Source organism: Pantoea sp. BS_8 (genome assembly GCF_041954965.1).
GTDB lineage: Bacteria > Pseudomonadota > Gammaproteobacteria > Enterobacterales > Enterobacteriaceae > Pantoea > Pantoea stewartii.
In genome coordinates, this window is record NZ_JAVAXU010000002.1 from 117,026 (window position 1) to 144,016 (window position 26,991).

Sequence of the window (26,991 nt, forward strand, 5' to 3'; positions counted from 1 at the left end):
TCTTAGAACGGCGAGATATTCAGGAAGAAGCGCTGCAACCAGCCCATATTTTGCGCTTCATTGATATAACCATTTCCGACGTACTCAATACGTGCATCGGCCACGGCTGTAGACAACACGGCGTTACTCGCACTGATGGTGCGTGGGTTAACCACGCCCGAGAAACGAATAAACTCGGTGCCCTGGTTGATCTCAATTTGTTTTTCTCCGACCACGTGCAGGTTGCCGTTCGACAGAACCTGATCCACCGTGACGGTGATGGTGCCGGTAAAGGTGTTGTTAGCAGATGCCCCACCTTTGCCTGCGAAATCATTTTTGCCACCCGCCGCAAAGTTGGCTTTTTCGCCCGTTGCGCCGGCTAAACCTTCTAAACCGGTAGGCACTGCAGTGATACCCAGACTGCCGCTGCCGTTACGGCTGGCATTCGAGGTCGAACTTTTGCTGGCACTGACGTTTTCCTGCAAGGTGATAGTCAGCGTATCGCCGATATTACGTGGGCGGCGATCTTCAAACAGCGGCTGATAGCCGTAGTTGAGCGGCGCAACACCCTGAAAAATGGACCCATTTACCACAGGTGGCGCAGAGGGCAACGGCTGAGCCGTGGTCGCTCCTTGCACCAGTGGCGTGCGTGGCACCAACGCACAACCGTTAAGCGTCAGCAGTGCGGTGACTACTAACCAATGTCCAGGCTTAATAATATGTTGCATCGCCACGGAGTTACGACCTTATTCATGACTAGTCTTCAGGCCAGCCTTAGCTGGCCCTGTTCGTGTTACAGCTGTGTCAACTTCGCCAGCATTTGATCGGAGGTGCTGATCGCTTTGCTGTTAATTTCGTAAGCACGCTGCGTCTGGATCATCGTAACCAGTTCTTCCGCGACGTTTACGTTAGAGGTTTCGGTATAACCCTGATACAGCAAACCGGCACCGTTCTGCCCAGGCGTACTGTCCGTCGGCGCACCCGATGCCTGCGTTTCCTTGTAGAGGTTTTCACCCACGCTATCGAGACCCGCATTGTTCATGAAGGTGCTCAGCGTTAACTGTCCGACCTGGGCGGCCTGCGTCTGCCCCTGCTGGGTTACGCTCACCACACCATCACGCGACACGGTGATACTTGTGGCGTTGGCTGGAATGGTAATACCAGGCTGCACAGGGAAACCCGCGTTGGTCACCAGTTGGCCGTTCTGGTCAACCTGAAATGAACCATCACGTGTATACGCAGAAGTTCCATCTGGCATCTGGATTTGGAAAAAACCCTGGCCGTTAATGGCGATATCTTTTGAGTTGTTGGTTTGCGACAGGTTGCCCTGCGTATGCAAACGCTCGGTCGTCACCGGACGTACACCAGTACCGATTTGCAAACCTGACGGCAGCGTCGTCTGCTCAGATGACTGCGTGCCCGGCTGACGCATGGTCTGGTACATCAGATCTTCAAACACGGCACGTGAGCGCTTAAACCCGTTAGTACTGACGTTGGCCAGGTTGTTGGCGATCACGTCCATGTTCATCTGCTGTGCATCAAGACCGGTTTTGGCGATCCATAAAGAACGAATCATGTATTTATCCTCGCGCCTTAGCTGCCGATGCTGAGCAACTGGTTGGCTTTCTGTTCGTTTTGGTCAACGTTGTTAATGACCTTCATCTGCATCTCGAAACGGCGGGCATTGGCGATCATATCGACCATCGTTTCCACCGGCTTCACGTTACTGCCCTCAAGCACACCCGGCATGACCTGCATAGTCGGATCGGCCTGCAGGGCTGCGCCACGTGTCGCCTGCGTCGCGGCGGTGGGACGGAACATGCCATCGTCCCCACGCTCTAACTCTTTACCGGTTGCCTGGACGAGCTTCAGACGGCCCAGTTGTACAGTCGCATTGGGTGAGTCGCCAGCGTTCAGCCCGGTAATAGAGCCATCAGCCGCGATGGTGATCTCAGAACCTTGAGGGATCACAATCGGACCACCTTCGCCCATTACGGGATTGCCCTGCACCGTCAGCGTACCGTCCGAACGAATTTGCATGTTGCCGTTGCGGGTATAGGCTTCGCTGCCGTCGGCGGTGCGTACAGCCAGCCAGCCATCCTGCTGCATTGCCACGTCCAGTGGGCGCTGGGTGTAATCCATGGCCCCCTGACTCATGTCGGCACCCGGCGTGGACGCCGTGACCAACGTGCGCGTGGGCAGTGACCAACCAGTGACCGGTACAGCACGCAACGCGTTCAGCTGCGCCCGGAAACCGGGCGTTGAGGCGTTGGCGAGGTTGCTGGCGGTAACCGCCTGCTGATCCAGTGTCTGACTGGCCGCGCCCATCGCGGTATATATCGCGTGATCCATAGAGCAATCCCGTTAGCGAATTAACGTAAGTTGACCAGAGTGTTAAGGATCTGATCCTGCGTTTTGATGGTCTGCGCGTTCGCCTGGTAGTTGCGTTGCGCGACGATCATATTGACCAGCTCTTTACTCATATCGACGTTCGAGGACTCCAGCGCGCCCGCGGTCAGTGAACCAAAGGTGCCGGTGTTTGCCAGGCCAACCGCTGCCTGACCAGACGCATTGGTTTCCGCCCAGACGTTATCGCCCTGCGATTTCAGGCCTTCGGGGTTAGAGAAACTGGCCAGGACGATCTGTCCCAGTAACTGCGTGCGTTGGTTTGAGTAACTGCCGGTGATGGTGCCGTCGTTGTTGATGGCATAGCTGGTCAAATCGCCAGGCGCATAACCGTTTTGCGTGGCGTTACCAAAGGTGGTCGCCCCGGTATTTTGCTGCAGACTGCCCACAAAGTTTAACGCGACAGTCGTGCCGTTCGCGCCATTTACGCCAGGAATCGTGACGGTCGCGGTGCTGGCTGTTGTTGAGCCTGCCACCACGTTGCCGTTTGCATCCAGTGAGGATACGCCAGTCAGCTGACCGTTGGCGTTATAGCTCATCTGGTAATTCCCTACGTTTGAACCCGCAGTGGAGTCAATGCCGTGAATTTTCCAGGTGTTGTCTGCGGTCTTAACGAAATACAGGTCAAGCGAGTGCGCATTACCCTGCGTATCGTACATAGTGATGGTGTTCTTCGCGCTGTACGTCGTCGGATCGGTGGCAGAAAACTTGGTGTCGTCTAATACCGCTGAAGTCGAGTTCAGTTTCGCCACCTGGTTTGCCGTGGTAGTGGCATTAGCAGGCATCTGCGTGGTAGGAATTTTCAGCGCAACCGGGTTCGCACCCGTCTGGATAGTCGGAGGCACGCCTGAAGCCGGGTAACCGGTTACGTTCAGACCCTGGGTATTCACCAGATTACGGTTCTGGTCCAGAGTGAACTGGCCATTACGTGAATAGGACACCGCACCCGCCGAGTTGGTCAAACGGAAAAAACCGTTACCGCTCAGTGCCACATCCAGCCCACGGCTGGTGGTGGTGGTAGAACCATCGTTGAAGTTCTGGATCACGGCAGCGACTTTAGTCCCCAGACCCACGTTTGAACCGGCAAACATGTCGGCAAACGCGATGGTGCTGGACTTAAAGCCCGCTGTGGCGGAGTTAGCGATGTTGTTACCGATAACGTCCAGGTTACTTGAGGCAGCGCCGAGACCGCTGACCGCTTGTGAAAATGACATTTAAATCTCTCCTGTCTACAGGTGAATCAGAGAATCTGACGTACGTCGTCAAGGGTGGCGGAGCCCATGGTGCCGAGATCCAGTTTTGCGGTATTACCCGCTGTGCTTACGCCATTGACGTAGGCATAGTTAAGTGGCTGAGCCACCTGTTGACCGCTGCTGTTACTGGCAGCAATCGCAACTTTGTATTTTCCATCTGGCGCGACGCTGCCATCCGGTAATTTGCCGTCCCACGAGAACGTGTGAACGCCGGCGGTCAGTGCGCCCAGGTCCTGGGTGCTGACCACATTGCCCTGTGCATCGGTAATTGTCGCCGTGGCGGTGGTGGCTGCGTTAGTCAGCTCCACGCCAAACGGCGTTGTCGTGCCTTTACCGACCAGAATCTGTGAACCATTCACCATCACGCCATGACCAATCAGCGTCGAACTTTGCAGTGACTGGCTGGTGCTGATCTGACCCGAAATCGATCCCAGTGTGGTGTTCAGTTTTTCAATACCGCTCAGGGTGTTGATCTGTGCCAGCTGTGTTGTCAGCTGACTGTTATCCATCGGATTGGTGGGATCCTGGTTTTGCAGCTGCGTCACCAGCATGGTCAGGAACTGGTTTTGCAGATCCTGGGCGCTGTTACTTGTGCCGGTGCTGGATGAGCTAAGGACCGTGGGGTCCAGCTTTTCATTAACGCCTACCGCGATAGTCATTATTTTTCTCCGTTACTGACCCAGGGTCAGCGTTTTCATCATCATCGACTTCACGGTATTCAGCACCTCGACGTTCGCCTGGTAGCTGCGTGATGCCGACATGGTGTTGACCGTTTCCGCTACCACATCCACGTTAGGCATCTTCACGTAGCCTTTGGCATCCGCCATCGGGTTACCCGGGTCATACACCAGTTTCGCGGGCGTAGGATCATCAACAACCTGCGCCACTTTTACGCCACCGGTGGCCGCACCCGGCGCAGCATCGGTCTGAAAAACGACCTGCTTTGCCACATAAGGCTGCCCGTCCGGGCCGGTCACGCTGTCGGCGTTTGCCAGGTTACTGGCACTGACGTTTAATCGCTGTGATTGCGCGGTCATCGCTGAGCCGGCAATGTCAAAAATATTCAGCAATGCCATGATTATTGCCCTTGTAACACGCTCATCATGCCTTTGATTTGGCTACTGATAAGTGTGAGATCGGTTTGATATTTCAGGCTGTTATCCGCGAACTGAGTACGTTCGCGGTCCATATCGACGGTGTTACCGTCCGCAGATGGCTGATCCGGAATGCGATACAGCAAATCCATCGACGGTGCCGTGTTCGTCTGCGCTTCGATGTGACGCGACGAGGTAACTTTGAGCGCCAGGCTACTGCCTTCAGCACGTCCATTCGCCATTGCCCGATTCAGCTCGCTGGCAAAGTCGATATCCCTGGCCTGATAGCCTGGGGTGTCGGCGTTGGCAATGTTGGATGCCAGAATCTCCTGACGTTGAGCTCGCAGGTTGAGGGCTTCGGTACCGAAATGTAGCGCCGCATCGAGTTTGTCGAGCATGCTTCCTCCGCAAATGAGAATTTCGAGCTGGCAGCATAATTGGGAAAAAGCAAGAGCCATCGTCTGAATAACGCCTCAAATCGTCGCTATTTTAACTCTTGAGTTTTTTTTCAAACGCGTACACTCATTGCCATCATCAGTGAGGAAAAGCACATGCGTGGATATCCAGCCCTGTTAGCCAGCCTGCTGGCCCTGTTTGCCTTACCCGTTATGGCAGGCGATTTCAGCGCCCAACTGAACCAGTTTTTTAAAGCCCGTGATCCTGAGCATGCCACGGGCATGAACGTCGTCATTCGCACGCCACAGGCACAGTGGCCCTTATGTGATACGCCGCAATTTACGCTGCCCGGCAACAGCCGCCCGTGGGGCAATATGAGCGTGGCAGCCAACTGCGGAGAAAATCGACGTTATATTCAGGTCCAGGTTCAGGTCACTGGCCGTTATCTGGTGGCGAAAAATTTAATCGCCCGCGGCGCAACCGTGAGCAAAGACGATTTCCGTATCGAAGAGGGACGTCTGGATACGCTGCCGCCGCGCACCCTGCTTAACGATGAGACCGTCGCCGATTCTGTGGTGCTGCGAGACATTCAGCCGGGACAGCCGGTGAGTCAGTCGATGCTGCGCCAGCCGTGGCGTGTAAAAGCAGGTCAGGATGTCATGGTGGTTGCCAGTGGCGACGGATTTGATGCCAGCGGCGAGGGGAAAGCCTTAAGCAATGGCACTATCGCGCAATGGGTTCGTGTACGTATGGGGAACGGTCAGGTTGTGAGCGGTCGGGTCAGTGATGATGGGAAAATTCTTATAACACTATAAAACATTAAAGAAGCCTGTTTATTTGCCGATAGAAGAATCAGCAAAGCGATTACGCTATTATGATTCAGGTGGCAGACCCCCTGACCTTACAGGAGCCCGAATATGAGCATCGAAAGAACACAACCGTTAAAGCCCGCCAGCACCGTGCAAACACGTGACAGCAGCGAGCCGCAAACTGCGCGTGTGCGCCAGAGTGACAGCGCAACAGCGACCACGCCAGCCGCCGCTCAGGTGAGCCTGAGCAGCGCCCAGGCGCAGCTGATGAAGCCAGGCAGCCAGGACATTAACGTCCAACGCGTTGAACAATTGAAAACCGCTATTCGTAATGGCGAGTTGAAGATGGATACCGGCAAGATCGCCGATGCGCTGATTGCCGACACTAAGGCGTATTTAGAGGGTAAATAATCCCCATGAGTAATTTGCTGACCACATTAGATAAGATGCAGGAAGTGCTGGTGTCTCTGGCGACCGTTCTGGATGAAGAAGAACAACAGTTGTCGTCCGGAATGATTGACAGCAACAATTTGCAGCGCATTACCGAAGATAAAAGCGCGCTGCTGACGACGCTGAACTATCTGGATGAGATGCGCCGTAGCAACGAGAAAAGTCTGGGGACATCTGCACCTTATCGTGGTCAGAGTGACATGGCGCGCCGCTGGGAAGGTATTCAGCAGCATACACGCCGGTTACACCGTGCCAACACGCACAACGGCATCCTGTTACAGCACCAGATTACCTTCACGCATGATGCGTTAGACGTGCTTAAGCCGCATCAGACGCAAGCGTTCTACGGACCGGATGGAAAAGGTCAGGGCCAGGCGACGCTGAGCCGTAAAATCTGATAACGTCAGTCTGGTGATCACGCTGTCCATTTTTGAAGAATCCGTCATCACGCGTGGATGACGGATTTTTTCATGCTGTCGTCACAGGGCGGCGGGTCTGTTATGCAGAATATCTGTCCCCTTCGCCCAACAGATGCAGTGTCCAACGCGCTATACATCCTGCACCTCCGGCATCCCGGATAACGTCTCTGCTCCAGCGCATCCCTGCGCATACTGCCTGTTCTGATAAGAAGCGGACGCCGATTTAGCCTGCCACGATCTGGCAGGCATTCGTCTTAAAACGCTTCCCAGTTGTCATGACCTTTCTTCGGTGCCGCTGCTGCAAAAGCAGGAACGGCGGGAGCAACGACTACAGTGGGGGCGTCAGACGGTGTTAACGGGGCTCGTTCAAGTTTAAAGACGGCCACGGCTTTCGTCAGTTTATCCGCCTGATCCTCAAGGGAGGCCGCAGCGGCTGAAGCCTCTTCAACCAGTGACGCATTTTGCTGGGTTACTGCATCCATTTCTGTGATCGCGTGGCTGACCTGCTGAATGCCTCGGTTCTGCTCGTCTGAAGAGACGGCAATTTCAGAAATGATGTCATTCACACGCTGGAATGCGTCTACCGTTTTCATCATGGTGGTACCGGCATCGCTAACCAGTTCCGTGCCGTTGTTAACCAGTCCGACAGAAGTGGCGATAAGCCCTTCGATTTCTTTTGCAGCCTGCGCGCTGCGCTGAGCAAGGCTGCGCACTTCGCTGGCGACCACCGCAAATCCGCGTCCCTGCTCCCCTGCCCGCGCGGCTTCGACCGCGGCATTCAATGCCAGAATATTCGTCTGAAAGGCGATGCTGTTAATGACGCTGGTAATTTCAGCGATCTTTTTCGAACTGCCGGAGATATCGTCCATGGTTTTGACGACGCGATTAACAATCTCTCCACCCGACTGGGCTTTTTCGGACGCATCGGACGCCAGCTGGCAGGCGTGATGCGCATTGTCGGCATTCTGTTTAACCGTCGCGGTCAGTTGTTCCATACTGGCAGCCGTCTGTTCCAGCGACGCGGCCTGCTGTTCCGTTCGGGAGGAGAGATCGGTGTTGCCGGAGGCAATTTCCCCCGCGCTCTGAAAGATAGCAATGGCCCCATCGCGGACAGCGCCGACAGTTTGGGCAAGCGATGACTGCATACGTTGCAGGTTCGACAGTAACATACCCGGCTCGTTACGACCGCAGGCCGAGGGTGGTACGGTCAAATCGCCGTGGGCAATCAGATCGATACGGTGAAGTGACTGTCTTAAAGGCTTAATTACCACTTTTCTCAGCAGAGCAAAAGCCAGTAGCACAATCACTACGGATGCGATAAAGGCCACTAACATCGTGGTATAGCCTGTTTTAACCTGTTCAACCGCCTGCTGTTTAATGTCCATCGAGCGCTGATTGCGCATCTGAATGGCTTTCATCAACACGTCTTTATACGCTTTGTCGAGTTTGTCAGCCGCCGTTTCATCCGCAATGATCTCTTCAAAACTGTTCTGTTTGGCTGCCTCAATCATCGGCATCAACCCTTTTTGCAGGTAATCCTTAAATCGCGCCTGCAGTTGTTTATCGAGTTCGATGCCGACTGGCGTCCTGACCGGACGGTTAAGGTAAATATTCAGCCCATTTTCTGCCTTTTTAATGCTGCCCTCTGTGGCGCTGAGGAAAGCGGCGTAGTTATCCGTGTCGGCAATACGTGCCGCTGCGCCGGCCTGAATAATATTGAGCCTGGCAGAGCGCATATGCGTTGAGCTGTCGAGTAATCCCTGCCTTACCGAAATTTCATCCGTTGACACGTCAAGGGAATGTTGCCCCTGCGTCAGAAACCAGGCGGATATCGTGCTACTGCACACGAACAGAAATAAGATGCCGCCAAAAATCAGGCTGAATAAGGGAATAAGATTGAGGTTGTACCAGAAACCTGGCATCGCGTTTTCATGAGCGCGGGTATGCATTTTGATCTTCCTCTCAATGATGGACTAAAGGTACTCATCGGCAGGAAGAGGACAGGATTTACGCCAAAACGGACTTTTGAATCAGTTTCTTACAACATTATGGGCTTACCGCCCGAAGCGATGTCAGACGCTAAATAGCAATGAAAAAAACATGAATTTTTTATGACAATACGCTGTAGACAGGCTTTTCGACGCGCCGTATTAACGCCTTGCGCCTGATGAGTCAGTAACGGCGTGCCCCATCCATTATCGGGTATCGTCTCTTTGGCAACCCGCTGAGCGGATTATTCACCTGAAGATGCCTACAGGTCTGCTGCGATAGCTGTTCCAGGCCAGCAAAAGGGATGACAGAGGTTCGTGGCATCGCCGGGCGTGATGAAATGACCGGTCTGGCACAGAATCCATTGTTAGTCCGGCCAGCACTGCGCAGGTTTATGACAAAAAGGCCGTAATGTTATCCATTACGGCCTGGATTACGGCATTAACCATTGGAGGGTTTCATGGTCAGACGGCGGTACGGCGGGCATAATCCCGCAGTCGGAAGCCCATCATGCCCAGGGCCAGGAAATAAGCGCCGCCGCCTACCGCACAGACGAGAGCCAGCCGCAACAGGCGCCATAGCATGTTGCCCTGCTCCCAGTCAGGCATCCAGTACAGCATGCCTGACAGCGCGGCCGCCATGACGATTACCGCCACCAGTAAGCGAATCAGAAAACCGACCCAGCCAGGCTGAGGTTGAAAGATTTTCTTTTTACGCAGTTGCCAGTAGAGCAACCCAGCATTGAGGCAGGCACCCAGACCAATGGAGAGTGACAGTCCGGCGTGCTTCAGCGGGCCAATAAAGGCCAGATTCATCAGTTGGGTCGCGATCAGCGTAACAATCGCAATTTTTACCGGCGTTTTAATGTCCTGACGGGAATAGAAGCCCGGCGCCAGGACTTTCACGACGATCAGTCCCATCAATCCCACCGAGTAGGCAATCAGCGCACGCTGCGTCATAGCGGCATCAAAGGCAGTAAATTTTCCGTACTGGAACAGCGCGACAGTCAGTGGACCGGATAACATACCCAGCGCCACCGCACTGGGCAACGCCAGTAAAAAGCACAAACGCAGGCCCCAGTCCATTAAGCGCGAGTACTCTTCATGGTGGCCACTGGCGAAACTTTTTGCCAGAGAAGGCAATAAAATCGTGCCCAGCGCCACGCCTAACACGCCGGACGGAAACTCCATCAGGCGGTCAGCGTAATACATCCATGAGACAGAGCCCGAGACCAGGAACGAGGCAAAAATTGTATTGATGATCAGTGAGATCTGACTCACTGAAACCCCAAGAATTGCCGGCCCCATCTGGCGCATCACGCGCCAGACGCCAGCATCACGCAGGTTGAACCGCGGCAGGACCAGCATGCCCAGCTTTTTCAGATGCGGTAACTGATAGCCCAGTTGCAGCAGTCCGCCGACCACCACCGCCCACGCCAGCGCCATGATGGGCGGATGGAAGTGCGGTGCGGCGAACAGCGCAAAGCCGATCATGCTGATATTCAATAGCGTGGGGGCAAACGCCGGCACCGAAAAACGGTTCCAGGTGTTTAATATGGCCCCAGCCAGCGAAGCCAGCGAAATCAGGAGAATATAGGGGAAAGTGACGCGCAGCAGCGCGCTGGTCAGGGCAAATTTATCAGCTGTATCGGCGAAACCCGGCGCCGTCACCAGGATGACCCAGGGAGCGGCAACCATGCCTGCGACGGTCACGAGCGCCAGCGCCAGGGTCAGCAGACCGGAAACGTAGGACACAAAAAGCCGCGTAGCCTCTTCGCCCTGCTTACTTTTATACTCGGCCAGAATAGGAACAAATGCCTGCGAGAAGGCTCCTTCAGCAAAAATACGCCGCAGAAGATTAGGTAGTTTAAACGCAACAAAGAACGCATCGGTCGCCATGCCGGCACCAAACACCCGTGCCACGATGGCATCCCGGGCAAAACCCAGCACGCGGGAAAACAGGGTCATTGAACTGACCGCTGCCAGCGATTTCAACAAATTCATAATTGACGGGGCATCCTGAAAAGAATCGGCAAAATGAGTGACTTAGCACGGGTCCTGTCACACGTCGGGCGATAGTCTACTGCGATCGCGTGAAATGACCAGCACTGAGTGTTACAAGGCGTTATTCCCGTTCCGCGTCGCGCCACATGGATTCGACGATACGTTGCGCCAGCAGTGCCTGCTCACCACTCGTTTCCGGCTTTGTCTGATTTTCGATGCAGTGAACAAAATGTTCTGCCACGCCCACAAATCCGCGCTGAGCCAGATGGCTCTGCCAGGCGGCAGGCGGCGTGAGCACTACGCCTGCACCGCACTCTTCCTGCCAGTCGCGCATGTCATGAATATCAATGCACTTGCCATCACAGATGGCGCTGATACGTTCGCGCTGGCTGCCTGCCCGACGATGCATACTGGTGGTTACCTGCAATCCACCCGCATTGAAATGGTGCTCGGCGTAAAGCATCTGTCCCTGTTCATTGGTCGCAATATGGCCCTGACGGGGCAGCGCACGGCCTCCTGCCAGCCACAGAGCCGTATCAACGACATGCAGGTAATCATCTAACAGTGTAAAGCGCAGATCCTGTGGACCCACGCTGTCGCTGCGGTGTTTTTCGATACGCAGCGCAGCGGCGGAGTGCATTTGTGTTTTCAGTTGCTGATAGCAGGGCGCGAAACGCCGGTTAAACGCCACCATTAGCTTTCGTTGTTTCTTTTCGGCCAGCGCGACCAGCGCCTCTGCCTGATTCAGGGTTTCTGCCAGCGGTTTGTCGACACAGACATCCTTGCCAGCCTGAAGCAGTGCTTTGACCACGTCGTAATGGCTGGCCGTACTGCTGTGCACAAATACGGCGTCACAGGCGGCAGCCAGATCGGTCAGTGAAGGGAAGCAGGTGATACGGTAGCGGTCACAGACGATGCGGGCGTTGGCCTGATTCGGCGAAAATGCGCCGACTAACTGCCAGTTATTTGCCTGCGATAACACAGGCAACCAGGCCTTTTGCGCAATACCGCCCAACCCAACAACACCAATGCGAATCGTCATTTATTGTTCTCTTTCCAGTAATTGCGCCAGTTGTGCCTGAAGATCGGCAACCTGTTGCTCAAGCGCCTCAACCCGATCCCGCAGCGCGGCATCGTCCGCCGTGGCTGGGTGTTGCTCCAGCGCCCCGAGTTCGGCCTCATCAGCAAACATGTGCATAAAACGGCTTTCACGTTTACCCGGCTCCCGCGCCAGGCGCATGACCATGGGCCCCTCAGCGCGCGACATCAACGTGTCCAGCGTCTGTTCAACGTCGCTGACGTCGGCAAACTCATGCAAACGCCCACTCCGGGTCCGCAGTTCACCAGGGGTTTGTGCGCCACGCAGGAACAGCAATGTGAGAACGGCAACTTCTGCGCTACTGAGCTGTAAATTACCGAAGGCGGAATTGCAGAAGCGTTGCTCGTATTTCACCACACGCTGGCCGAACCCGCTGTTGGCGGTCACCAGATGCTTTTTAATCAGGAGATCGAGCTGATCCTGCACGTCGCTTTCGCTCAGCGTCATCACGGGCTCGCGATTAGATTTTTGATTACAGGCGGTAAGCACGCCATTTAATGAAAGAGGATACTGTTCCGGTGTGGTGATTTGCTTTTCCAGCAGGCAACCCAGCACGCGCAACGCATGCGCCGACAAAGTCATCTTCATTGCGAACTCCTCATTTTACCCACGACGATTGGGTGTCCATTCCTTGCTGGTCAGCGCAGTCAGGACATGATCCTGCCACTGACCGTTAATCATCAGGTAGTTTTTAGCATAGCCCTCTTTTTCGAATCCCAGGCGGGCCAGCAGGTCACCACTGCGCTGGTTATGCGGCATGTAGTTTGCCATGATGCGGTGGATATATTGCTGGCGCTGCATATAGCGAATCGCCGACTGCAGCGCTTCAAACATCAGGCCCTGCCCTTGCCACTTCTCGCCAAGCGAATAGCCAAGATAGCAGGCATGAAAGGCACCGCGCAGGACATTGCTAAAATTCGCCACGCCACGCACTTCCGTTTCATTGCTGTCCATTAAAATAAAATAGAACGCCGAGCCCTGTTTATGCATATCAGCGATCAGGCCCAGCCGGGCTTGCCAGCCAGAGGGATAACAGTGGCTGTCATCACGCACCGGTTCCCAGGGTTTAAGGAAGTCACGGTTTTCCGCGTAATAGTCGGCTAAACGCCATGCATCGCGTTCATGAACCAGTCTTACCACCAGCCGCTCGGTCGTGAGTCGCACCCTTGGTGCGGCAGAACGATAGCCAAACATCATCTCTCCTGAAGTCCATGGCGGGAAGGAAATGCCAGTCATTGATAACTTTCACTATAACCGCCGCCAGGTCTGCGGTAAAACGTTACGCATACCACAACAGCCAGGTCGCTGAATTATCGTCCGGCCCACCGTGCAGCGCAGACGCGTCAAAAGACCTGTTCATATCTCCGATCCAGAAAACTGGTTCGGTAACCACATCGGTTTCTTAACCCTGTGCGCTGTCACTGCCCCGCCGCGTAAGAAGCCGTGGGTGCCGCAAGCCTCCCGTTTTAACAGCGGAAGATCGGGACACTTTCTTCCGGAAGGCATTTTCGGCAAATCCATATCATCCCATTCCTGATGACAGACGGTTTGCATTCAGGCAGGCTATGCCACGAGCGAGTTTTTCAGTTAAACGAGGGAAGTATGAAGACGGTTTTTCACGGGCTGGTTGCCCTGTTTTTAGCGGTTTTACTGAGTGGCTGTAATCAGTTAACGCAATACACAATTAGCGAACAGGAAGTCAATCAGGCCCTGCAAAAACATAATAACTTCGAAAAAGACATTGGCGTATCAGGTCTGGTCAATGCCCATATTGTGTTAACTAACCTGAATAGCCAGATTGGTCGGGACGTGCCAGGCAAAGTCACCTTATCGGGCGATGCCAAAATTAATGTCTCCTCACTCTTTGGTCCGCAACAGGCCGATATGCAGCTCAAAATGCGTGCGCAGCCAGTGTTTGATCAGCAGCAAGGAGCCATATATTTGCGCGATATGGAAATCGTCGATGCGCAGGTTCAGCCCGAGAAAATGGCCTCTATTATGAAAACCCTGACGCCTTATCTGAATCAGTCGTTAAAAAGCTACTTTGATCAGCACCCGGCCTACGTGCTGAGCGCCGATCGCAGTAAAGCGGAATCGCTGGCGAAAAAATTCGCGAAAGGGCTGGAAGTGAAGCCTGGTGAACTGGTCATCCCCTTCACCGAATAACCGCCTGACAGGCAGCTTTACCGTCATCTTATCCGCGCCTTCAGGCGCGGATTTTTTTAAAAAAAGAAAAACAGGTGCAAACGGTTGCCTGAGTCCTTATGCTTATAACCCGGCCTAAACACGCCTTTCGTTTATTCTACTTGCCGGAGCCGCATTCATGACCGCACACCCTCAGCAACTTACTATCCGCCGTCCAGATGACTGGCATATCCATCTTCGTGATGATGATATGCTCAACACTGTGCTGCCCTATACCAGCGCAGTCAATGGTCGTGCTATCGTCATGCCCAATCTGGTTCCGCCGGTAGTCAGCGTCGCGGCGGGCGAAGCTTATCGCAATCGCATTCTGGCTGCCTTACCTGATGGGCACGCTTTTACCCCCCTGATGACCTGCTACCTGACCGACTCGTTAGAGGCCGATGAGCTGGCCCGCGGTTTTCAGTCGGGATTGTTCACGGCCGCCAAACTGTATCCCGCTCATGCCACGACCAATTCAAGCCATGGTGTCACCAATATTGCTTCGATTGCCTCAGTGCTGGAGCGGATGCAAACGCTGGGAATGCCGCTGCTGGTGCACGGTGAAGTGACGGACTCGCACATCGATATTTTTGACCGCGAAGCCCGCTTTATTGAAACGGTGATGGAACCGCTACGCAAACAGTTCCCCGCGCTGAAAGTGGTGATGGAACACATCACGACCAAAGATGCAGCTGACTATGTGGAAAGCGCCAATGAAAACCTGGCGGCAACGATTACGCCGCAGCATCTGATGTTCAACCGCAACCATATGCTGGTCGGGGGTATCCGCCCTCACCTGTACTGTCTGCCGATCCTGAAACGCAATACGCATCAGCAGGCGCTGCGCAGGATTGTCGCCTCCGGTCATCCCCGTTTCTTTCTGGGTACCGACACCGCGCCTCATTTGCGCCATCTGAAAGAGAGCAGCTGCGGCTGTGCGGGTGTGTTCAACGCCCCTACCTCCCTGCCCGCGTACGCTACCGTATTTGAAGAGCTCAATGCCCTGCAGCATTTTGAGGCATTTTGTTCTGAAAATGGTCCGCGTTTCTATGGCCTGCCGCTGAACGAAGGCACCCTTACGCTGGTGCGTGAGCCATGGACGGTAGAAGAAAGCATTGCAATGGGCTCTCATACGCTGGTGCCTTTCCTGGCCGGGGAAACCCTCAACTGGCGTATAAAATAATTTCGCTTGCCTCCGCTATATTTATACTGTAATTATATACAGTATCTTATACGGAGGCTTTTATGCGTGTTGAAATTACCGTTGCCAAAACCCAACCTCTTCCCGCTGGTGCGATGGAAGCTCTGAGCCAGGAGCTGTCGCGCCGGATCGATGAACAATTTCCGCAATTCACCAATCAGGTCAAAGTGCGTTACGCCACGGCGAATCAGCTGAGCGTAATGGGCGGTGACAAAGACACGCGTGAACAAATCAGTGAAATCCTGCAGCAAACGTGGGAAAGCGCTGACGACTGGTTCATTACCGATTAACCGCCACTGTGCTGTTTTTACCGGGTTTCGCCACCCGGTTTTTTTATCTTCATTTATGCCTGACTAACCGCTCGCCCATCTGGACTCCGAATGACCAATGCCCTATGCTGGCGCTGATCATGCATAAAAGGAGTTTCATCCCATGACTACAGATAAACCCGAAGAAGCCATGACCTTTGGCGAGCTGCTGACGCTCATCGGTGAACAGCAACGCCGCTTGACGGTGCTGGAAAACGCCTTTTCCAGCCTGATTTTCTGTCTTGATGACCGGGCCAGTCAGTTGCTGGTGCATAATCTTTCGCTTGAAGCGCAAAATCAAAACCATGATGAGCAATTGCAGCAGCAGTTTGCGCGCCTTGCAGAGACATTACAAAAACGTAGCGGTTCAGCAGGCGTTGAAACTTCCCCTCTTTAACCCTGTTTAACGACCTTAATAAGCCTTTTTTATTGTTCAATTAGGACAATTGCACGCCCGGTATTCAGGTATTATATCTTCTCAGCCTGACTGTTTTAGAGATAATCATTCTGCATTCAGGCTTTCCATGATACGTTTTAATCAGTGAATCGCCATTTTGCTGTTATAATTGTTTCGCAGTGGAAATTAAAAGCCGCATTGAACCTCATCATGCACTTCGTTTAACGAGTAATAAGGAGGTTATAATGGACAGTCGGAAAGATGTAATTCAGACCCATCCTCTGGTGGGCTGGGATATCAGTACTGTTGACAGCTATGATGCGATGATGATCCGTCTGCACTCCCTTTCGTCGCAGGATCAAACTGAAGAAGACGCGGACGTCGGCCCGACCTACTGGCTGACGACAGATGTAGCCAGGCAATTTATCTCTATTCTCGAAGCGGGTATCGCTAAGATTGAATCTGCCGAGCAAGTAGAACGACTACGAAAGAAGCATTAATACTGCTGCATCAGCGAGGCACCCACCCGGGTGCCTTTTTTCATGGACTTTCTGGTATGCTATTGATTATGTAACCCTTTCAGGAGTTCCATTTTCATGATTTACGATCTCATTGTGGTCGGTAGCGGTTCAGTGGGTGCAGCGGCTGGCTATTATGCGACCCAGGCTGGCCTTTCCGTGCTGATGATTGACAGCGCACATCCTCCCCATCATCAGGGTGCTCATCACGGAGAAAGCCGTTTGATTCGTCATGCCTATGGCGAGGGCGAACGCTATGTACCGCTGGTATTGCGTGCGCAAACGTTGTGGGATGAACTGGAACAGCAGGCGGGCGAGCGCATTATGCATCGTTGCGGTGTCCTGAATCTTGCGCCTGTCCAGTCTGAATTTATTCAAAACGTCGTAAGCAGCGCCCAAACCTGGCAGCTCCCTGTCGAGGTGCTGCAGGCGGCTGACGTGCGCAAGCGCTGGCCACAGCTGGCGGTTCCTGACGGATATCTGGGCGTTTTCGAACCAAACTCTGGCTTTTTAAAAAGTGAACAGGCGGTTCGAAGCTGGATACAGCTGGCAGAAAAACAGGGCTGCGCGCAGTTGTTTAACTGCCCGGTTACTCAGATCCGGCGTGACGGCGAATTGCAACAGGTTACCACGCTCGATGGCCTTTACCGCGGGCGCAAACTGTTGGTCAGTACGGGCACCTGGGTGAGTAAACTGGTCCCCGATTTGCCCATCGCCCCTACGCGTAAAGTGTTTGCCTGGTATCAGGCTGATGGCCGCTACAGTGAAAACAATGCGTTTCCTGGCTTCACCTGCGAAATGCCGGATGGCAGTCAGTATTATGGTTTCCCGGCGGACAACAATGCTTTAAAAGTTGGTCGTCATGATGGTGGTCAGCTAATGACAACACCTGAAGACCGCAAGCCGTTCGGCAGCCTTTCCGCCGATGGCAGTGAAGCCTTCCGGTTTCTCCGTCAGTTTTTACCGGGCGTTGGGGTTTGCCTGCACGGTGAAGCCTGTAGCTATGACGTGAGTCCTGATGAGGATTTCATCATTGATACACTGCCGGGCGAACCGAATCGTCTGATCATCACCGGTTTAAGCGGGCATGGCTTTAAATTTGCCAGCGTGTTGGGTGAACTCGCCAGTCAGTTTGCACAGAATAAACCGTTCAGTTTCGATCTTACCCCTTTCCGTTTATCGCGTTTTCACGCCTGACCGTACGGCGCGCGTGCAGTGCACCGCGCCGCATTGACACAGATTTACACGCCAGCCCGTTTTACCGCTTTTTCTTCTGCCATCCAGGTGTTTCAGAGATGTTTTCTCCATCAGTCACATCATGCCGCCGCCAGACAAGGGCGTTTATTCAATAATCCTGCGCTTAGTCAAATCGGTTCACCAAACCCATTGCACCAGCAACAATAAATTTATAGAAAAGTAAGCATCATTGATTTTGTATTTCATTCTGTAGATTCTTGTTTCCACGTATTCCTTTGGTGCTTTAGCACAATGTCGCTGACAAATTCCTCCACCCGTTACGGTTTACTCACGATTTTTCTGCACTGGTCAATGGCCGTGGTTATTTACGCCATGTTCGCGCTGGGCCTGTGGATGGTTGGCCTGAGCTATTACGACAGCTGGTACCATAACGCGCCTGACATTCATAAAAGCATCGGCGTGTTATTAATGCTGGCGCTGGTCATCCGACTGGTATGGCGTGTGCTTTCGCCGCCCCCTGAACCGCTGCGTAGCTATTCTCCTGCGGTGCGCTTCGCGGCAGTGTTCGTGCACTGGCTGCTTTACAGCCTGCTTATTGCCCTTCTGCTGAGTGGCTATCTGATCTCGACTGCGGATGGCAAACCCGTGTCTGTTTTCGGTTGGTTCTCGTTACCGGCGTTATTCAGTGGCGCGGGTGAACAGGCGGATTTAGCAGGAAATATTCATCTGTGGCTGGCCTGGAGCATCGTGGTGCTGTCGGTGTTGCATGGTCTTGCCGCGTTAAAACATCACTTTATTGACCGCGATATCACCCTGAAAAGGATGCTGGGACGGCGCATCCACTCTCCCTCTGAAAAGGAAAAATGATATGTTCAAAAAAACGCTTCTGGCTGTTACCGCTACTGGCCTGCTGCTGGGATCACTGACCGCTAATGCCGCCGATTACAAAATCGATAAAGAAGGCCAGCACGCCTTTGTTCAGTTCCGTATTCAGCATCTGGGCTACAGCTGGCTGTATGGGACGTTTAAAGATTTTGATGGCTCATTCACCTTCGATGCAGACAATCCCACCGCCGATAAAGTCGATGTCACGATTAAAACCAACAGCGTGGATACCAACCACGCCGAGCGTGACAAACATATTCGTGGCCCTGAATTTCTGAACGTGGCGAAACATCCCACCGCGACGTTCAAATCGACTTCCGTGAAAAAAGACGGTGACAAACTGGCGGTCACCGGGGATTTAACGCTGAATGGCGTGACAAAACCGGTGACGCTGGAAGCCAAAATGATGGGCGAAGGAAAAGATCCGTGGGGCGGTTATCGTGCCGGTTTTGAAGCTGAAGGCGAGATTGCGCTGAAAGACTTTAATATCACCCATGACCTGGGCCCTGCCTCGCAGAACGTCGAGTTAATTATCTCTGTTGAAGGCGTCCGTCAGTAACAAAACACCCGCCTGAAGTCGACCTTCAGGCGGGGTCGGTTATTTCCGCGTCGGTGCCGGAATGGTCATATTCAGCAAGCCACGCGACTTGTTAAAGATTTTATTGCCATTCTCACGTCCCGCCCGACGGGCACGCTGTTCTTCGGGCGACAGACGGGCTTCTTCCTGGCACAACGGGCTACAGCAGTGCTCATACTTCTCGGCACAACTTTCGCACTGTATAAACAGTAAGTGACAACCATCATTGACGCAGTTGACGTGCGTATCGCAGGGCTCACCACACTGATGACAATGCGCCAGAACATCATCTGATATACGCTCGCCCATGCGTTCATCAAAAACAAAGTTTTTACCTTTAAAACGCACCGGTAAATTTTGTTCCCGCGCCCGACGAGCATATTCAATAATCCCACCCTCGACATGATAAACATCCTGAAAACCGTTGTGTCGCATCCAGGCGCTGGCTTTTTCACAGCGAATCCCTCCGGTGCAGTACATCACGATTTTTTTGTCTTTCTTGTCTTTAAGCATATCCACGGCCATGGGCAGCTGATCGCGGAACGTGTCGGCAGGCACCTCTAATGCGTTATCGAAACGCCCGACTTCATACTCATAATGATTGCGCATATCGACAAAGACCGCATCAGGATCGTCGAGCATGGCGTTAACTTCGGCCGCTTTCAGGTAGTTGCCGACATTACTGGCATCAAAGCTGTCGTCCTCAATCCCGTCAGCCACAATGCGATCGCGCACTTTCAGGCGCAGCACCCAAAACGACTTGCCATCATCATCCAGCGCAATATTCATGCGCAGATTGTCCAGCGCGGGATCAAAGCCGTACAAAAAGGCTTTCATAGCCTCGTACTGGCTGGCTGGCACGCTGATCTGCGCATTGATGCCCTCATGGGCAACGTAGATGCGACCAAACACCTTTAATGCGGTTAACCCGACATAGAGCGCATCGCGAAAGGCTTTGGGATCGGCAATGGTGAAGTACTTGTAAAAAGAGACTGTGGTGCGCGGTTCGGTTTCGGCCAACATACGCGCCTTCAGCTCTTTATTGGAAACAAGGTTGTGTAACACTGGCATGGTGTTCGTTCCTGTTATCAATAGAAGAAATTTAGCGCGCACATGATACCTGAAATGAAAAAAATGCGAAGCGTATAAGAAAAATTGATAGGTAAAACGGTAAATTTCGTTGCGCGATGGTGTTGTGCCCTCATTTTCATCTTCTGCAACACCCGGAGAAATGCTCTAACATTTCAGCCGCGGGGAAAAAAATGGCACAATAACCGCAACTGACGAATAACAGCACCGCAGGTGCACGACGCAGGATAACAGTATTCAAGATGACCCAATTGCCTCAATTTTCACGTGCACTTTTTCATCCCCGCTATTGGTTGACCTGGTTGGGTATCATTTTTCTTTATATTTTGGTCCTGTTACCTTATCCCCTGCTCTACGCGCTGGGTAGCGGTATTGGCCGTATCGCTATGCGGTTTATGAAGCGACGTGTGGCCATTGCTCGCCGCAACCTGGAACTGAGCTTTCCGGATATGCCGACCAACGATCGTGAAGCCATGATTAAGCATAATTTTGAATCTGTGGGCATGGGTCTGATTGAAACCGGCATGGCGTGGTTCTGGCCCGACTGGCGGATTCATAAATGGCACACACCTTCCGGTCTGGAACATATTCAGCAGGCCCATGATACCCAGCGCGGCGTGTTACTTATCGGTATGCATTTCCTGACGCTGGAAATTGGCGCGCGTATGTTTGGCATTCATAATCCCGGTATTGGCGTTTACCGGCCGAATGACAATAAATTAATCGACTGGTTACAAACCCGCGGTCGTATGCGCTCCAATAAAGGCATGCTGGATCGTAAGGACCTGAAAGGCATGATCCGGGCCTTAAAACGTGGGGATATCATCTGGTATGCGCCCGATCATGATTATGGTCCCCGCAGCAGCGTGTTCGTGCCCTTCTTTGGCGTCGACAAAGCCGCCACCACCGTAGGGACACATATGTTAATGCGTACCGGAAAACCGGCGGTTATCCCGTTTGTGCCGCGCCGTCTGCCGGAAGGACGCGGTTACGAGTTGATCATTTTGCCTGATGTCAGCGCTGATTTTCCGCTGACCAGCGAAGAAGACACCGCCGCGCGCATGAATAAAGTGGTGGAAGAAGGCGTACTGCTGGCGCCTGAGCAGTACATGTGGCTGCATCGCCGCTTTAAAACCCGCCCTGAAGGCGAACCTTCGCGCTATTAACCTCACCGCTGCCCGACACCGATGCGGGCAGCGCTTTTCCCTTACGGGGTGATAAACCGTTTGTTCTGCGCCCGACGTGGCGGTGCGACCTCGCCCTGCTCCCATTCCACCGTCAGGCACGCCCTTCATGTTAAGCTGGGTGACGCGTTGCGGTTGAACAGGAGAAAACGATGCTCTGGCTGCTTTCAAAATATGCAATAACGGCTCTGATGGTGGTGGTGATCTCGGAAGCGGCAAAACGCAGCGATCGTCTTGGCGGCCTGCTTGCGGCGCTGCCACTGGTCACGATTCTGGTGCTTGTCTGGATGAAACTGGAAGGACAAGCGCAGACCAAAATTGCCGCCCACGCCTGGTACACCTTCTGGTATGTGGTGCCGACCTTGCCCATGTTTATCCTGTTTCCTTTTCTGTATCAGCGTACAGGCTTCTGGCTTACCCTGGGACTGAGCTGCGTCCTGACGCTTATCGTATTCGTTCTCTGGGCCGTTCTGCTGAAACGCTGGGGCATCGAACTGCTGTGATGACCTTCTCCGCGAGACAAGCCAGCACGATGTACCGCCTGATTTCATCACATCATTTTGCCTGCCGAACCGCCAGACATATTCGTCCTCTGACGCACTGACTTTCTCTCCTGCGATTTTGGTCTATCCTTCACTGAAATCACGTTAATCAGGCAAGGAGAGAAGCATGAGTATGTTCACTACACTGGAAGAAGCGATTGACGCTGCGCGTGAAGAGTTTCTCGCCAACCATCCAGACCTTGAGCAAGATGATGCAGCTATCAATCAGTTCGGTCTGCAAAAATATGTTATGCAGGATGGCGATATCATGTGGCAGGCAGAGTTCTTCGAAGACGAAGGGGATTCAGGCGAATGTTTACCGATTCGCAGTGGTGAAGCCGCTCAGGCAATTTTTGACGGTGACTTCGATGAGATTGAGTTGCGTCAGGAGTGGTTAGCGGAAAACACGCTGCATGAATGGGACGATGGCGAATTTCAGCTTGAGCCTCCACTGGACAGTGAAGAAGGTAAGGCTGCCGCCGAAGAGTGGGAAGACGATAACAGCGATTCCGATCGCGGTTACGTGTAAGGTCCATGGCTGGCGTCGACCGGAATAAGCAACGTATCGACGACCAGTGATAACGGCAGGTCGAGAATGGTGATAATCCGCCATGCCCCCTCCCTGACGTCCCACTTTACGCCGGGATAAAACTGGTTACCGTGTCCCTGTCCGGGCACGGTACGGCTGATAATACTGCCACAGCCGCTCAGCGTAACGATAGCGAGGGACAGCAGCGTTAACATAACGAGTTTATTCACAATAGCGACTCAGGTTAGACAGCCGTCATTTTAATCACGACTCAGGTGGCGTTACCATCCTGTTTACGTAAAACTGCAAAATAATGTTGCTGTCTGTGTCGGGCCAGGGGCAAAAAAAAGCGGCATCTCTGCCGCTTTTTTCATTATGCCTGATGCGGAAGCGCGTCAGGATTGAGCGAAAGTTTTTGATAACTCTCTACCCACTGATGGTATTTCTCGCCACTTTCCCACAAACGGGTGTGAACGCGCGCCAGTACCACCGGATCGCTGATCAACTGCAAACGTTGTTCACGACCCAGCTTCTCGGGCGCATCGCTCAGTGCCTGATCAACCCGCCGATCGCGCGCATGATCTAACAACTGGCTGTGCTTGTGCCGTGAGGCCGCCAGCGCTGTCGCCAGTGCGTTAAACGCCGGGTTAAACAATGCGTGCATAAAGCCGTTTTTCAGGACGCGCTGGCGGTTCAGCTCGACGTAACGGTCAGTATCGATCAGCTCTTTTGGCGGATCATACTCTTCCGGAATCAGGAACAGCTTCGCCTTCTTGGTCTTCAGGCCCAGCCCCGAACGGCTCGACATCACCGAGACAAACGGTGACAGAATCAGTGAGAAGACAATAGGCGCCAGCCACCACAGGAAGTTGAGATCCAGCCAGCCCATTCCGGCTGCCCATACGATACCCAATGCCATCTGCGAGCCATGACGTTTAAAGGCCTCGCTCCAGGGCGTTGCATCATCATCACGCTGCGGTGAGTTCCAGACGACTTCCCAGCCCAGGAACGCGCTGACCACAAATACGGTGTGGAACAGCATGCGCACCGGTGCCAGCAGAACCGAGAACAGCATTTCCAGCAGCAGCGACACAAACAGACGCAGTGCGCCACCGTAAGGTTTCGCGCCTTTACACCAGATCAGCACCACACTCAGCAGCTTCGGCAGGAACAGCAGCACCAGCGTGGTGGAGAACAGCGCAATCGCCAGTTCAGGACGCCATTGCGGCCAGACCGGGAACAGCTGTCGAGGCTGCAGGAAGTAGGTCGGTTCCATCAGCGTGTGGACCACCTGTAGGGCGGTGGACAGCGCCAGGAACATAAACCACAGCGGGGCTGAAAGGTATGACATCACGCCCGTCAGAAAGACCGCACGGTGGACCGGATGCATCCCTTTAACGAGGAACAGCCGGAAGTTCATCAGGTTACCATGACACCAGCGGCGATCGCGTTTAAGCTCATCCAGCAGATTCGGCGGCAATTCCTCGTACGAGCCAGGCAGATCATAGGCAATCCATACGCCCCAACCCGCACGGCGCATCAGTGCCGCTTCCACAAAGTCGTGAGACAAAATGGATCCCGCAAAAGACCCTTCACCGGGCAGCGGTGCCAGCGCACAGTGCTCAATAAACGGTTTCACACGGATGATGGCGTTATGGCCCCAGTAATGCGATTCCCCTAACTGCCAGAAATGCAGACCCGCGGTAAACAACGGCCCATAAACACGCGTCGCAAACTGCTGGCAGCGCGCATACAGCGTATCCATTCCGGACGCTTTTGGTGACGACTGAATGATCCCGGCATTCGGGTTCGCTTCCATCATGCGCACCAGACCGGTCAGACATTCCCCGCTCATGACGCTGTCCGCATCCAGTACGACCATGTAGCTATAGTTGCTGCCCCAGCGACGACAGAAGTCATCAATGTTGCCGCTCTTACGCTTCACACGACGACGGCGACGGCGGTAGAAGATCTTTCCTGCCCCACCGACATCACGCACCAGCTCCATCCAGGCCTTTTGCTCAGCAATAGCAATATCGGCATCGTAGCTGTCACTCAGGATATAGACATCGAAGTGCTCAGCGTTGCCTGTACGCACAACGGATTCCCAGGTGGCGCGCAAGCCTGCGAACACACGGCCCACATCTTCATTACAGATGGGCATGATCAGCGCGGTACGGTGCTCTGGATTCAGCGCCTCATCCCCGACTGTCGAGTAAGAGATGCTGTATTTATCCCGACCGATCAGCAGTTGTAAAAAGCCCATCAGTGCTGTCCAGAAGCCCGCCGACACCCAGCAGAACAGAATCGCAAACAGGAACAAAATCCCCGTCTGCAACACATAAGGCAGAATCTGCATGACAGACTGCTGCCAGTTCTGGTTGATCATGTCCATCGGATCCAGCAGCGTCCAGCCCTGGTAAGGCAGAATGGTCTTCATGTACCACGTTGCCACCACGGTTTGAAACACCGTAAGAATCAGGAGGATATAGCGGCGAACAGAACCGACATGGCGCCATTTTTCTTCTGCGCGCTGCTCTTCCGCCGTGGCATAACGCGGAACCGCCTTATGACCCCGTAATGAGTCCCAGGCACGTGCCAGCGGATTAGTGCGCCAGGCTTCCGGAAACATCAGTGAACGCTTCACCTTTGGCATCGCTTTCAGGGTGGTACGTTCCAGATAGTCTTTGCCTAGCTGTGCACCACCCGCGAGGGAATCAGGCCAGGCCATTTCAACACGTGATGAAACGGACTTAAGCGGTGCATCGTCAGGACGATCGCTGGCGGCCACATCCTGACCCAGCGATTCGTGCAGTTGATGGAACGTCTGGGCATTCTGTAAAGACGCCGCCAGACGCGCTTTTCCTGCCGCATCCAGCGGCAGGGCTTCTACATAGCGTTGAGGTGTAAAAGTCAGATTATTCATTGGCAGGTAACTGATAGCTCCAGGTTTCCGTCAATGTTTTGTCACCGCTTACCAGCGCGGCACGCATTTCAGTCGCCTGCTTGTTATCTTTAACCCGGATACGCAGAACCAGGCGCCAGCCTTTGGTAACCGGATTGTAGCGAACGCTCTGTTCCACCACTTCCCCGTTTTTACCTACGCTGACCTGAGGCGCAACCTGGCTGTCGGCCGGCATTTCACTCATGTCTTTTCCTACGAAATCGATGGTGAAGGCCACGGTGCCATCTGGCTGACGAACCAGGTTTGACTGCTTCACGTCGCCCGCCGAGCGCAGCGTATCTTTGACCCAGGCAACATCATCTGAATGCAGCTTGTTTTCATTACGGCCAAAGTGCAGACGGTAGTCAAAGTCCATGGCTTTGCCGGGTTCCGGCAGGTTTTCCGGTGTCCAGAACGCCACGATGTTATCGTTGGTTTCGTCAGCGGTGGGGATTTCCACCAGCTCAACATGGCCTTTGCCCCACTCGCCTAATGGCTCAACCCAGCCGCTTGGGCGCAGATCGTAACGATCGTCCAGATCCTGATAATTATTGAAATCACGTCCGCGCTGTAGTAGCCCGAAGCCTTTCGGATTTTCAATCGTGTAGGTGCTGACCGCCAGATGGCGCGGGTTGTTGAGTGGACGCCAGATCCATTCACCATTGCCGCTGTGGATCGACAAACCGTCCGAATCATGCAGTTCAGGGCGGAAATTCGAGACCGTCGATGGCTGATTGCGGCCAAACAGGAACATGCTGGTTAACGGCGCGATGCCCAGTTTACCAACCTTGTCACGCAAATAGACCTGCGTCTTAACATCGACGGTAGTCTCCTGGCCTGGGTGAATCGTGAACCGGTAGGCACCGGTGGCACGTGGAGAATCCAGCAGCGCATAAATCACTAACTGCTTGTCCTGGGGTTTTGGACGTTCAATCCAGAACTCTTTGAAACGCGGGAACTCTTCACCTGACGGCAGCGCGGTATCGATCGCCAGACCACGGGCAGACAGACCATAAACCTGGCCTGCACCAATCACACGAAAATAACTGGCTCCCAGGAAGCTGGCGATTTCGTCATCTTTCTTATTCTTGCTGTTCAACGGATACAGGACTTTAAAACCGGCAAAGCCAAGGTTTTTAACCGCATCAGCATCGTGCTTCACGTTGCCAAAGTTGAAATAGTCAGGATTGTATTTGATCTCACGTACGGTATTGGCGGTGATTTCATTGATCTTCACCGGCAAATCAAAGTACATGCCCTGATGGTAAAACTCGAGCTTAAACGGCGTACGCAGTTTGCCCCAATACGCTTTATCGTGGTTGAACTGAATCTGCTGATAATCAGCAAATTTCATGTCACGAAACTGAGAGGGTAAATTACTTTTTGGCGCTTCAAAGCTTTTTCCAGACAACTCTTTCGCTTGTTTCGCGACATCATCAAAGTTAAACGCCCAACTGTTGTTGGCATACAAAGCCAGCAGGACCGCTGCGCCAATCCAGCGCATTTTCGTCAGCCCCACATTATTTTTTACATTAGTCA

General features: G+C 53.5%; 30 protein-coding genes. 14 read left to right on the forward strand and 16 right to left on the reverse strand.

All coding sequences use genetic code 11. The features are described from left to right. Window positions 1-2 precede the first annotated feature (2 nt). The 7 genes from RAC65_RS05955 to flgB form a co-directional block, all read right to left on the reverse strand. Window positions 3-707: a flagellar basal body L-ring protein FlgH gene (locus RAC65_RS05955; RefSeq protein ID WP_375096600.1), complete on the reverse strand. Its 705-nt coding sequence runs from the start codon at window positions 705-707 to the stop codon at window positions 3-5. Window positions 708-772: 65 nt separating this feature from the next. After that, complete coding sequence (gene flgG / locus RAC65_RS05960; protein ID WP_006118820.1) at window positions 773-1,555, reverse strand: flagellar basal-body rod protein FlgG; 783 nt, start codon at window positions 1,553-1,555, stop codon at window positions 773-775. A gap of 17 nt (window positions 1,556-1,572) precedes the next feature. After that, entirely contained in the window at window positions 1,573-2,331 is a 759-nt protein-coding gene (locus RAC65_RS05965; RefSeq protein ID WP_033737560.1) for a flagellar basal body rod protein FlgF, read from the reverse strand. 20 nt (window positions 2,332-2,351) lie between these two features. Next, window positions 2,352-3,599: a flagellar hook protein FlgE gene (gene flgE, locus RAC65_RS05970; RefSeq protein WP_039341129.1), complete on the reverse strand. Its 1,248-nt coding sequence runs from the start codon at window positions 3,597-3,599 to the stop codon at window positions 2,352-2,354. A 26-nt stretch (window positions 3,600-3,625) separates the two neighbouring features. Beyond that, on the reverse strand, window positions 3,626-4,297 hold the full coding sequence (gene flgD, locus RAC65_RS05975) for a flagellar hook assembly protein FlgD (RefSeq protein WP_006118817.1): 672 nt from the start codon (window positions 4,295-4,297) through the stop codon (window positions 3,626-3,628). Between the two features lie 12 nt (window positions 4,298-4,309). After that, complete coding sequence (flgC, locus tag RAC65_RS05980; RefSeq protein WP_006118816.1) at window positions 4,310-4,714, reverse strand: flagellar basal body rod protein FlgC; 405 nt, start codon at window positions 4,712-4,714, stop codon at window positions 4,310-4,312. A gap of 2 nt (window positions 4,715-4,716) precedes the next feature. Next, window positions 4,717-5,130, reverse strand: coding sequence for a flagellar basal body rod protein FlgB (gene flgB / locus RAC65_RS05985; protein ID WP_006118815.1), 414 nt, complete (start codon window positions 5,128-5,130; stop codon window positions 4,717-4,719). 153 nt (window positions 5,131-5,283) lie between these two features. Here flgB and flgA point away from each other — a divergent pair, with 153 nt between their 5' ends. The 3 genes from flgA to RAC65_RS06000 all read left to right on the forward strand — a co-directional run bounded on the left by flgA (window position 5,284) and on the right by RAC65_RS06000 (window position 6,785). Continuing rightward, window positions 5,284-5,943, forward strand: a complete 660-nt coding sequence (flgA, locus tag RAC65_RS05990) for a flagellar basal body P-ring formation chaperone FlgA (protein WP_033737561.1) — start codon at window positions 5,284-5,286, stop codon at window positions 5,941-5,943. 102 nt (window positions 5,944-6,045) lie between these two features. Continuing rightward, complete coding sequence (flgM, locus tag RAC65_RS05995; RefSeq protein WP_006118814.1) at window positions 6,046-6,348, forward strand: flagellar biosynthesis anti-sigma factor FlgM; 303 nt, start codon at window positions 6,046-6,048, stop codon at window positions 6,346-6,348. A gap of 5 nt (window positions 6,349-6,353) precedes the next feature. Next, on the forward strand, window positions 6,354-6,785 hold the full coding sequence (locus RAC65_RS06000) for a flagella synthesis protein FlgN (RefSeq protein ID WP_006118813.1): 432 nt from the start codon (window positions 6,354-6,356) through the stop codon (window positions 6,783-6,785). A 275-nt stretch (window positions 6,786-7,060) separates the two neighbouring features. Here the strand turns inward: RAC65_RS06000 and RAC65_RS06005 are convergent, their stop codons facing one another. The 5 genes from RAC65_RS06005 to rimJ form a co-directional block, all read right to left on the reverse strand. Next, window positions 7,061-8,755, reverse strand: a complete 1,695-nt coding sequence (locus tag RAC65_RS06005; RefSeq protein ID WP_058708502.1) for a methyl-accepting chemotaxis protein — start codon at window positions 8,753-8,755, stop codon at window positions 7,061-7,063. 504 nt (window positions 8,756-9,259) lie between these two features. Continuing rightward, the gene (gene murJ, locus RAC65_RS06010; protein WP_375096500.1) at window positions 9,260-10,798 is read right to left on the reverse strand and encodes a murein biosynthesis integral membrane protein MurJ; all 1,539 of its coding nucleotides are present in this window, start codon (window positions 10,796-10,798) and stop codon (window positions 9,260-9,262) included. Window positions 10,799-10,919: 121 nt separating this feature from the next. Further along, window positions 10,920-11,840, reverse strand: a complete 921-nt coding sequence (locus tag RAC65_RS06015) for a Gfo/Idh/MocA family protein (RefSeq protein ID WP_054687930.1) — start codon at window positions 11,838-11,840, stop codon at window positions 10,920-10,922. Next, window positions 11,841-12,485 carry a YceH family protein gene (locus tag RAC65_RS06020; RefSeq protein WP_058701395.1) on the reverse strand — a complete coding sequence of 215 codons (645 nt, stop codon included), beginning with the start codon at window positions 12,483-12,485 and terminating at the stop codon, window positions 11,841-11,843. Window positions 12,486-12,500: 15 nt separating this feature from the next. Further along, window positions 12,501-13,091: a ribosomal protein S5-alanine N-acetyltransferase gene (gene rimJ, locus RAC65_RS06025; RefSeq protein WP_033737566.1), complete on the reverse strand. Its 591-nt coding sequence runs from the start codon at window positions 13,089-13,091 to the stop codon at window positions 12,501-12,503. Window positions 13,092-13,499: 408 nt separating this feature from the next. Here rimJ and RAC65_RS06030 point away from each other — a divergent pair, with 408 nt between their 5' ends. The 8 genes from RAC65_RS06030 to RAC65_RS06065 all read left to right on the forward strand — a co-directional run bounded on the left by RAC65_RS06030 (window position 13,500) and on the right by RAC65_RS06065 (window position 19,146). Further along, window positions 13,500-14,063, forward strand: coding sequence for a lipoprotein (locus RAC65_RS06030; protein WP_058701396.1), 564 nt, complete (start codon window positions 13,500-13,502; stop codon window positions 14,061-14,063). Between the two features lie 157 nt (window positions 14,064-14,220). Further along, entirely contained in the window at window positions 14,221-15,264 is a 1,044-nt protein-coding gene (gene pyrC / locus RAC65_RS06035; protein ID WP_006118806.1) for a dihydroorotase, read from the forward strand. Window positions 15,265-15,326: 62 nt separating this feature from the next. Next, a complete protein-coding gene (dinI, locus tag RAC65_RS06040; protein WP_006118805.1) occupies window positions 15,327-15,572 on the forward strand; it encodes a DNA damage-inducible protein I in 246 nt (81 codons plus the stop codon). 142 nt (window positions 15,573-15,714) lie between these two features. Continuing rightward, window positions 15,715-15,987, forward strand: a complete 273-nt coding sequence (locus RAC65_RS06045; protein ID WP_006118803.1) for a hypothetical protein — start codon at window positions 15,715-15,717, stop codon at window positions 15,985-15,987. Between the two features lie 245 nt (window positions 15,988-16,232). Then, on the forward strand, window positions 16,233-16,487 hold the full coding sequence (bssS, locus tag RAC65_RS06050; protein WP_006118802.1) for a biofilm formation regulator BssS: 255 nt from the start codon (window positions 16,233-16,235) through the stop codon (window positions 16,485-16,487). A gap of 96 nt (window positions 16,488-16,583) precedes the next feature. After that, a complete protein-coding gene (solA, locus tag RAC65_RS06055) occupies window positions 16,584-17,702 on the forward strand; it encodes an N-methyl-L-tryptophan oxidase (RefSeq protein WP_006118801.1) in 1,119 nt (372 codons plus the stop codon). A gap of 291 nt (window positions 17,703-17,993) precedes the next feature. Continuing rightward, a complete protein-coding gene (locus RAC65_RS06060; RefSeq protein ID WP_058701397.1) occupies window positions 17,994-18,569 on the forward strand; it encodes a cytochrome b in 576 nt (191 codons plus the stop codon). Between the two features lies 1 nt (window position 18,570). Continuing rightward, window positions 18,571-19,146 carry a YceI family protein gene (locus RAC65_RS06065; RefSeq protein WP_006118799.1) on the forward strand — a complete coding sequence of 192 codons (576 nt, stop codon included), beginning with the start codon at window positions 18,571-18,573 and terminating at the stop codon, window positions 19,144-19,146. 39 nt (window positions 19,147-19,185) lie between these two features. On the opposite strand, the gene RAC65_RS06070 is transcribed toward RAC65_RS06065, so the two are convergent. Next, a complete protein-coding gene (locus tag RAC65_RS06070) occupies window positions 19,186-20,235 on the reverse strand; it encodes a rhodanese-related sulfurtransferase (RefSeq protein ID WP_058701398.1) in 1,050 nt (349 codons plus the stop codon). A gap of 260 nt (window positions 20,236-20,495) precedes the next feature. Between RAC65_RS06070 and RAC65_RS06075 the strand changes: the two genes are divergently transcribed. The 3 genes from RAC65_RS06075 (at window position 20,496) to RAC65_RS06085 (ending at window position 22,508) form a co-directional block, all read left to right on the forward strand. Further along, on the forward strand, window positions 20,496-21,419 hold the full coding sequence (locus tag RAC65_RS06075; protein WP_006118797.1) for a Kdo(2)-lipid IV(A) acyltransferase: 924 nt from the start codon (window positions 20,496-20,498) through the stop codon (window positions 21,417-21,419). A gap of 170 nt (window positions 21,420-21,589) precedes the next feature. Continuing rightward, window positions 21,590-21,940 carry a DUF3147 family protein gene (locus RAC65_RS06080; RefSeq protein ID WP_058701399.1) on the forward strand — a complete coding sequence of 117 codons (351 nt, stop codon included), beginning with the start codon at window positions 21,590-21,592 and terminating at the stop codon, window positions 21,938-21,940. Window positions 21,941-22,106: 166 nt separating this feature from the next. Beyond that, window positions 22,107-22,508, forward strand: coding sequence for a MysB family protein (locus tag RAC65_RS06085; RefSeq protein ID WP_033737574.1), 402 nt, complete (start codon window positions 22,107-22,109; stop codon window positions 22,506-22,508). Here the strand turns inward: RAC65_RS06085 and RAC65_RS06090 are convergent. From RAC65_RS06090 to RAC65_RS06100, 3 genes are all read right to left on the reverse strand, one after another. Further along, the gene (locus RAC65_RS06090; RefSeq protein WP_033737575.1) at window positions 22,499-22,723 is read right to left on the reverse strand and encodes a YceK/YidQ family lipoprotein; all 225 of its coding nucleotides are present in this window, start codon (window positions 22,721-22,723) and stop codon (window positions 22,499-22,501) included. The genes RAC65_RS06085 and RAC65_RS06090 overlap by 10 nt on opposite strands. A 158-nt stretch (window positions 22,724-22,881) precedes the next feature. After that, a complete protein-coding gene (gene mdoH, locus RAC65_RS06095) occupies window positions 22,882-25,434 on the reverse strand; it encodes a glucans biosynthesis glucosyltransferase MdoH (protein ID WP_375096501.1) in 2,553 nt (850 codons plus the stop codon). Next, window positions 25,427-26,965: a glucan biosynthesis protein G gene (locus tag RAC65_RS06100; protein WP_172677658.1), complete on the reverse strand. Its 1,539-nt coding sequence runs from the start codon at window positions 26,963-26,965 to the stop codon at window positions 25,427-25,429. The genes mdoH and RAC65_RS06100 overlap by 8 nt, the downstream gene beginning before the upstream one ends. Between the last annotated feature and the right edge of the window lie 26 nt (window positions 26,966-26,991).

Bases quoted from the DNA above. Each gene is read 5' to 3' on its own strand.
- RAC65_RS05955 (WP_375096600.1), bottom strand. From the start codon at position 707: ATGCAACATATTATTAAGCCTGGACATTGGTTAGTAGTCACCGCACTG.
- flgG (WP_006118820.1), bottom strand. From the start codon at position 1,555: ATGATTCGTTCTTTATGGATCGCCAAAACCGGTCTTGATGCACAGCAG.
- RAC65_RS05965 (WP_033737560.1), bottom strand. From the start codon at position 2,331: ATGGATCACGCGATATATACCGCGATGGGCGCGGCCAGTCAGACACTG.
- flgE (WP_039341129.1), bottom strand. From the start codon at position 3,599: ATGTCATTTTCACAAGCGGTCAGCGGTCTCGGCGCTGCCTCAAGTAAC.
- flgD (WP_006118817.1), bottom strand. From the start codon at position 4,297: ATGACTATCGCGGTAGGCGTTAATGAAAAGCTGGACCCCACGGTCCTT.
- flgC (WP_006118816.1), bottom strand. From the start codon at position 4,714: ATGGCATTGCTGAATATTTTTGACATTGCCGGCTCAGCGATGACCGCG.
- flgB (WP_006118815.1), bottom strand. From the start codon at position 5,130: ATGCTCGACAAACTCGATGCGGCGCTACATTTCGGTACCGAAGCCCTC.
- flgA (WP_033737561.1), top strand. From the start codon at position 5,284: ATGCGTGGATATCCAGCCCTGTTAGCCAGCCTGCTGGCCCTGTTTGCC.
- flgM (WP_006118814.1), top strand. From the start codon at position 6,046: ATGAGCATCGAAAGAACACAACCGTTAAAGCCCGCCAGCACCGTGCAA.
- RAC65_RS06000 (WP_006118813.1), top strand. From the start codon at position 6,354: ATGAGTAATTTGCTGACCACATTAGATAAGATGCAGGAAGTGCTGGTG.
- RAC65_RS06005 (WP_058708502.1), bottom strand. From the start codon at position 8,755: ATGCATACCCGCGCTCATGAAAACGCGATGCCAGGTTTCTGGTACAAC.
- murJ (WP_375096500.1), bottom strand. From the start codon at position 10,798: ATGAATTTGTTGAAATCGCTGGCAGCGGTCAGTTCAATGACCCTGTTT.
- RAC65_RS06015 (WP_054687930.1), bottom strand. From the start codon at position 11,840: ATGACGATTCGCATTGGTGTTGTTGGGTTGGGCGGTATTGCGCAAAAG.
- RAC65_RS06020 (WP_058701395.1), bottom strand. From the start codon at position 12,485: ATGAAGATGACTTTGTCGGCGCATGCGTTGCGCGTGCTGGGTTGCCTG.
- rimJ (WP_033737566.1), bottom strand. From the start codon at position 13,091: ATGTTTGGCTATCGTTCTGCCGCACCAAGGGTGCGACTCACGACCGAG.
- RAC65_RS06030 (WP_058701396.1), top strand. From the start codon at position 13,500: ATGAAGACGGTTTTTCACGGGCTGGTTGCCCTGTTTTTAGCGGTTTTA.
- pyrC (WP_006118806.1), top strand. From the start codon at position 14,221: ATGACCGCACACCCTCAGCAACTTACTATCCGCCGTCCAGATGACTGG.
- dinI (WP_006118805.1), top strand. From the start codon at position 15,327: ATGCGTGTTGAAATTACCGTTGCCAAAACCCAACCTCTTCCCGCTGGT.
- RAC65_RS06045 (WP_006118803.1), top strand. From the start codon at position 15,715: ATGACTACAGATAAACCCGAAGAAGCCATGACCTTTGGCGAGCTGCTG.
- bssS (WP_006118802.1), top strand. From the start codon at position 16,233: ATGGACAGTCGGAAAGATGTAATTCAGACCCATCCTCTGGTGGGCTGG.
- solA (WP_006118801.1), top strand. From the start codon at position 16,584: ATGATTTACGATCTCATTGTGGTCGGTAGCGGTTCAGTGGGTGCAGCG.
- RAC65_RS06060 (WP_058701397.1), top strand. From the start codon at position 17,994: ATGTCGCTGACAAATTCCTCCACCCGTTACGGTTTACTCACGATTTTT.
- RAC65_RS06065 (WP_006118799.1), top strand. From the start codon at position 18,571: ATGTTCAAAAAAACGCTTCTGGCTGTTACCGCTACTGGCCTGCTGCTG.
- RAC65_RS06070 (WP_058701398.1), bottom strand. From the start codon at position 20,235: ATGCCAGTGTTACACAACCTTGTTTCCAATAAAGAGCTGAAGGCGCGT.
- RAC65_RS06075 (WP_006118797.1), top strand. From the start codon at position 20,496: ATGACCCAATTGCCTCAATTTTCACGTGCACTTTTTCATCCCCGCTAT.
- RAC65_RS06080 (WP_058701399.1), top strand. From the start codon at position 21,590: ATGCTCTGGCTGCTTTCAAAATATGCAATAACGGCTCTGATGGTGGTG.
- RAC65_RS06085 (WP_033737574.1), top strand. From the start codon at position 22,107: ATGAGTATGTTCACTACACTGGAAGAAGCGATTGACGCTGCGCGTGAA.
- RAC65_RS06090 (WP_033737575.1), bottom strand. From the start codon at position 22,723: ATGTTAACGCTGCTGTCCCTCGCTATCGTTACGCTGAGCGGCTGTGGC.
- mdoH (WP_375096501.1), bottom strand. From the start codon at position 25,434: ATGAATAATCTGACTTTTACACCTCAACGCTATGTAGAAGCCCTGCCG.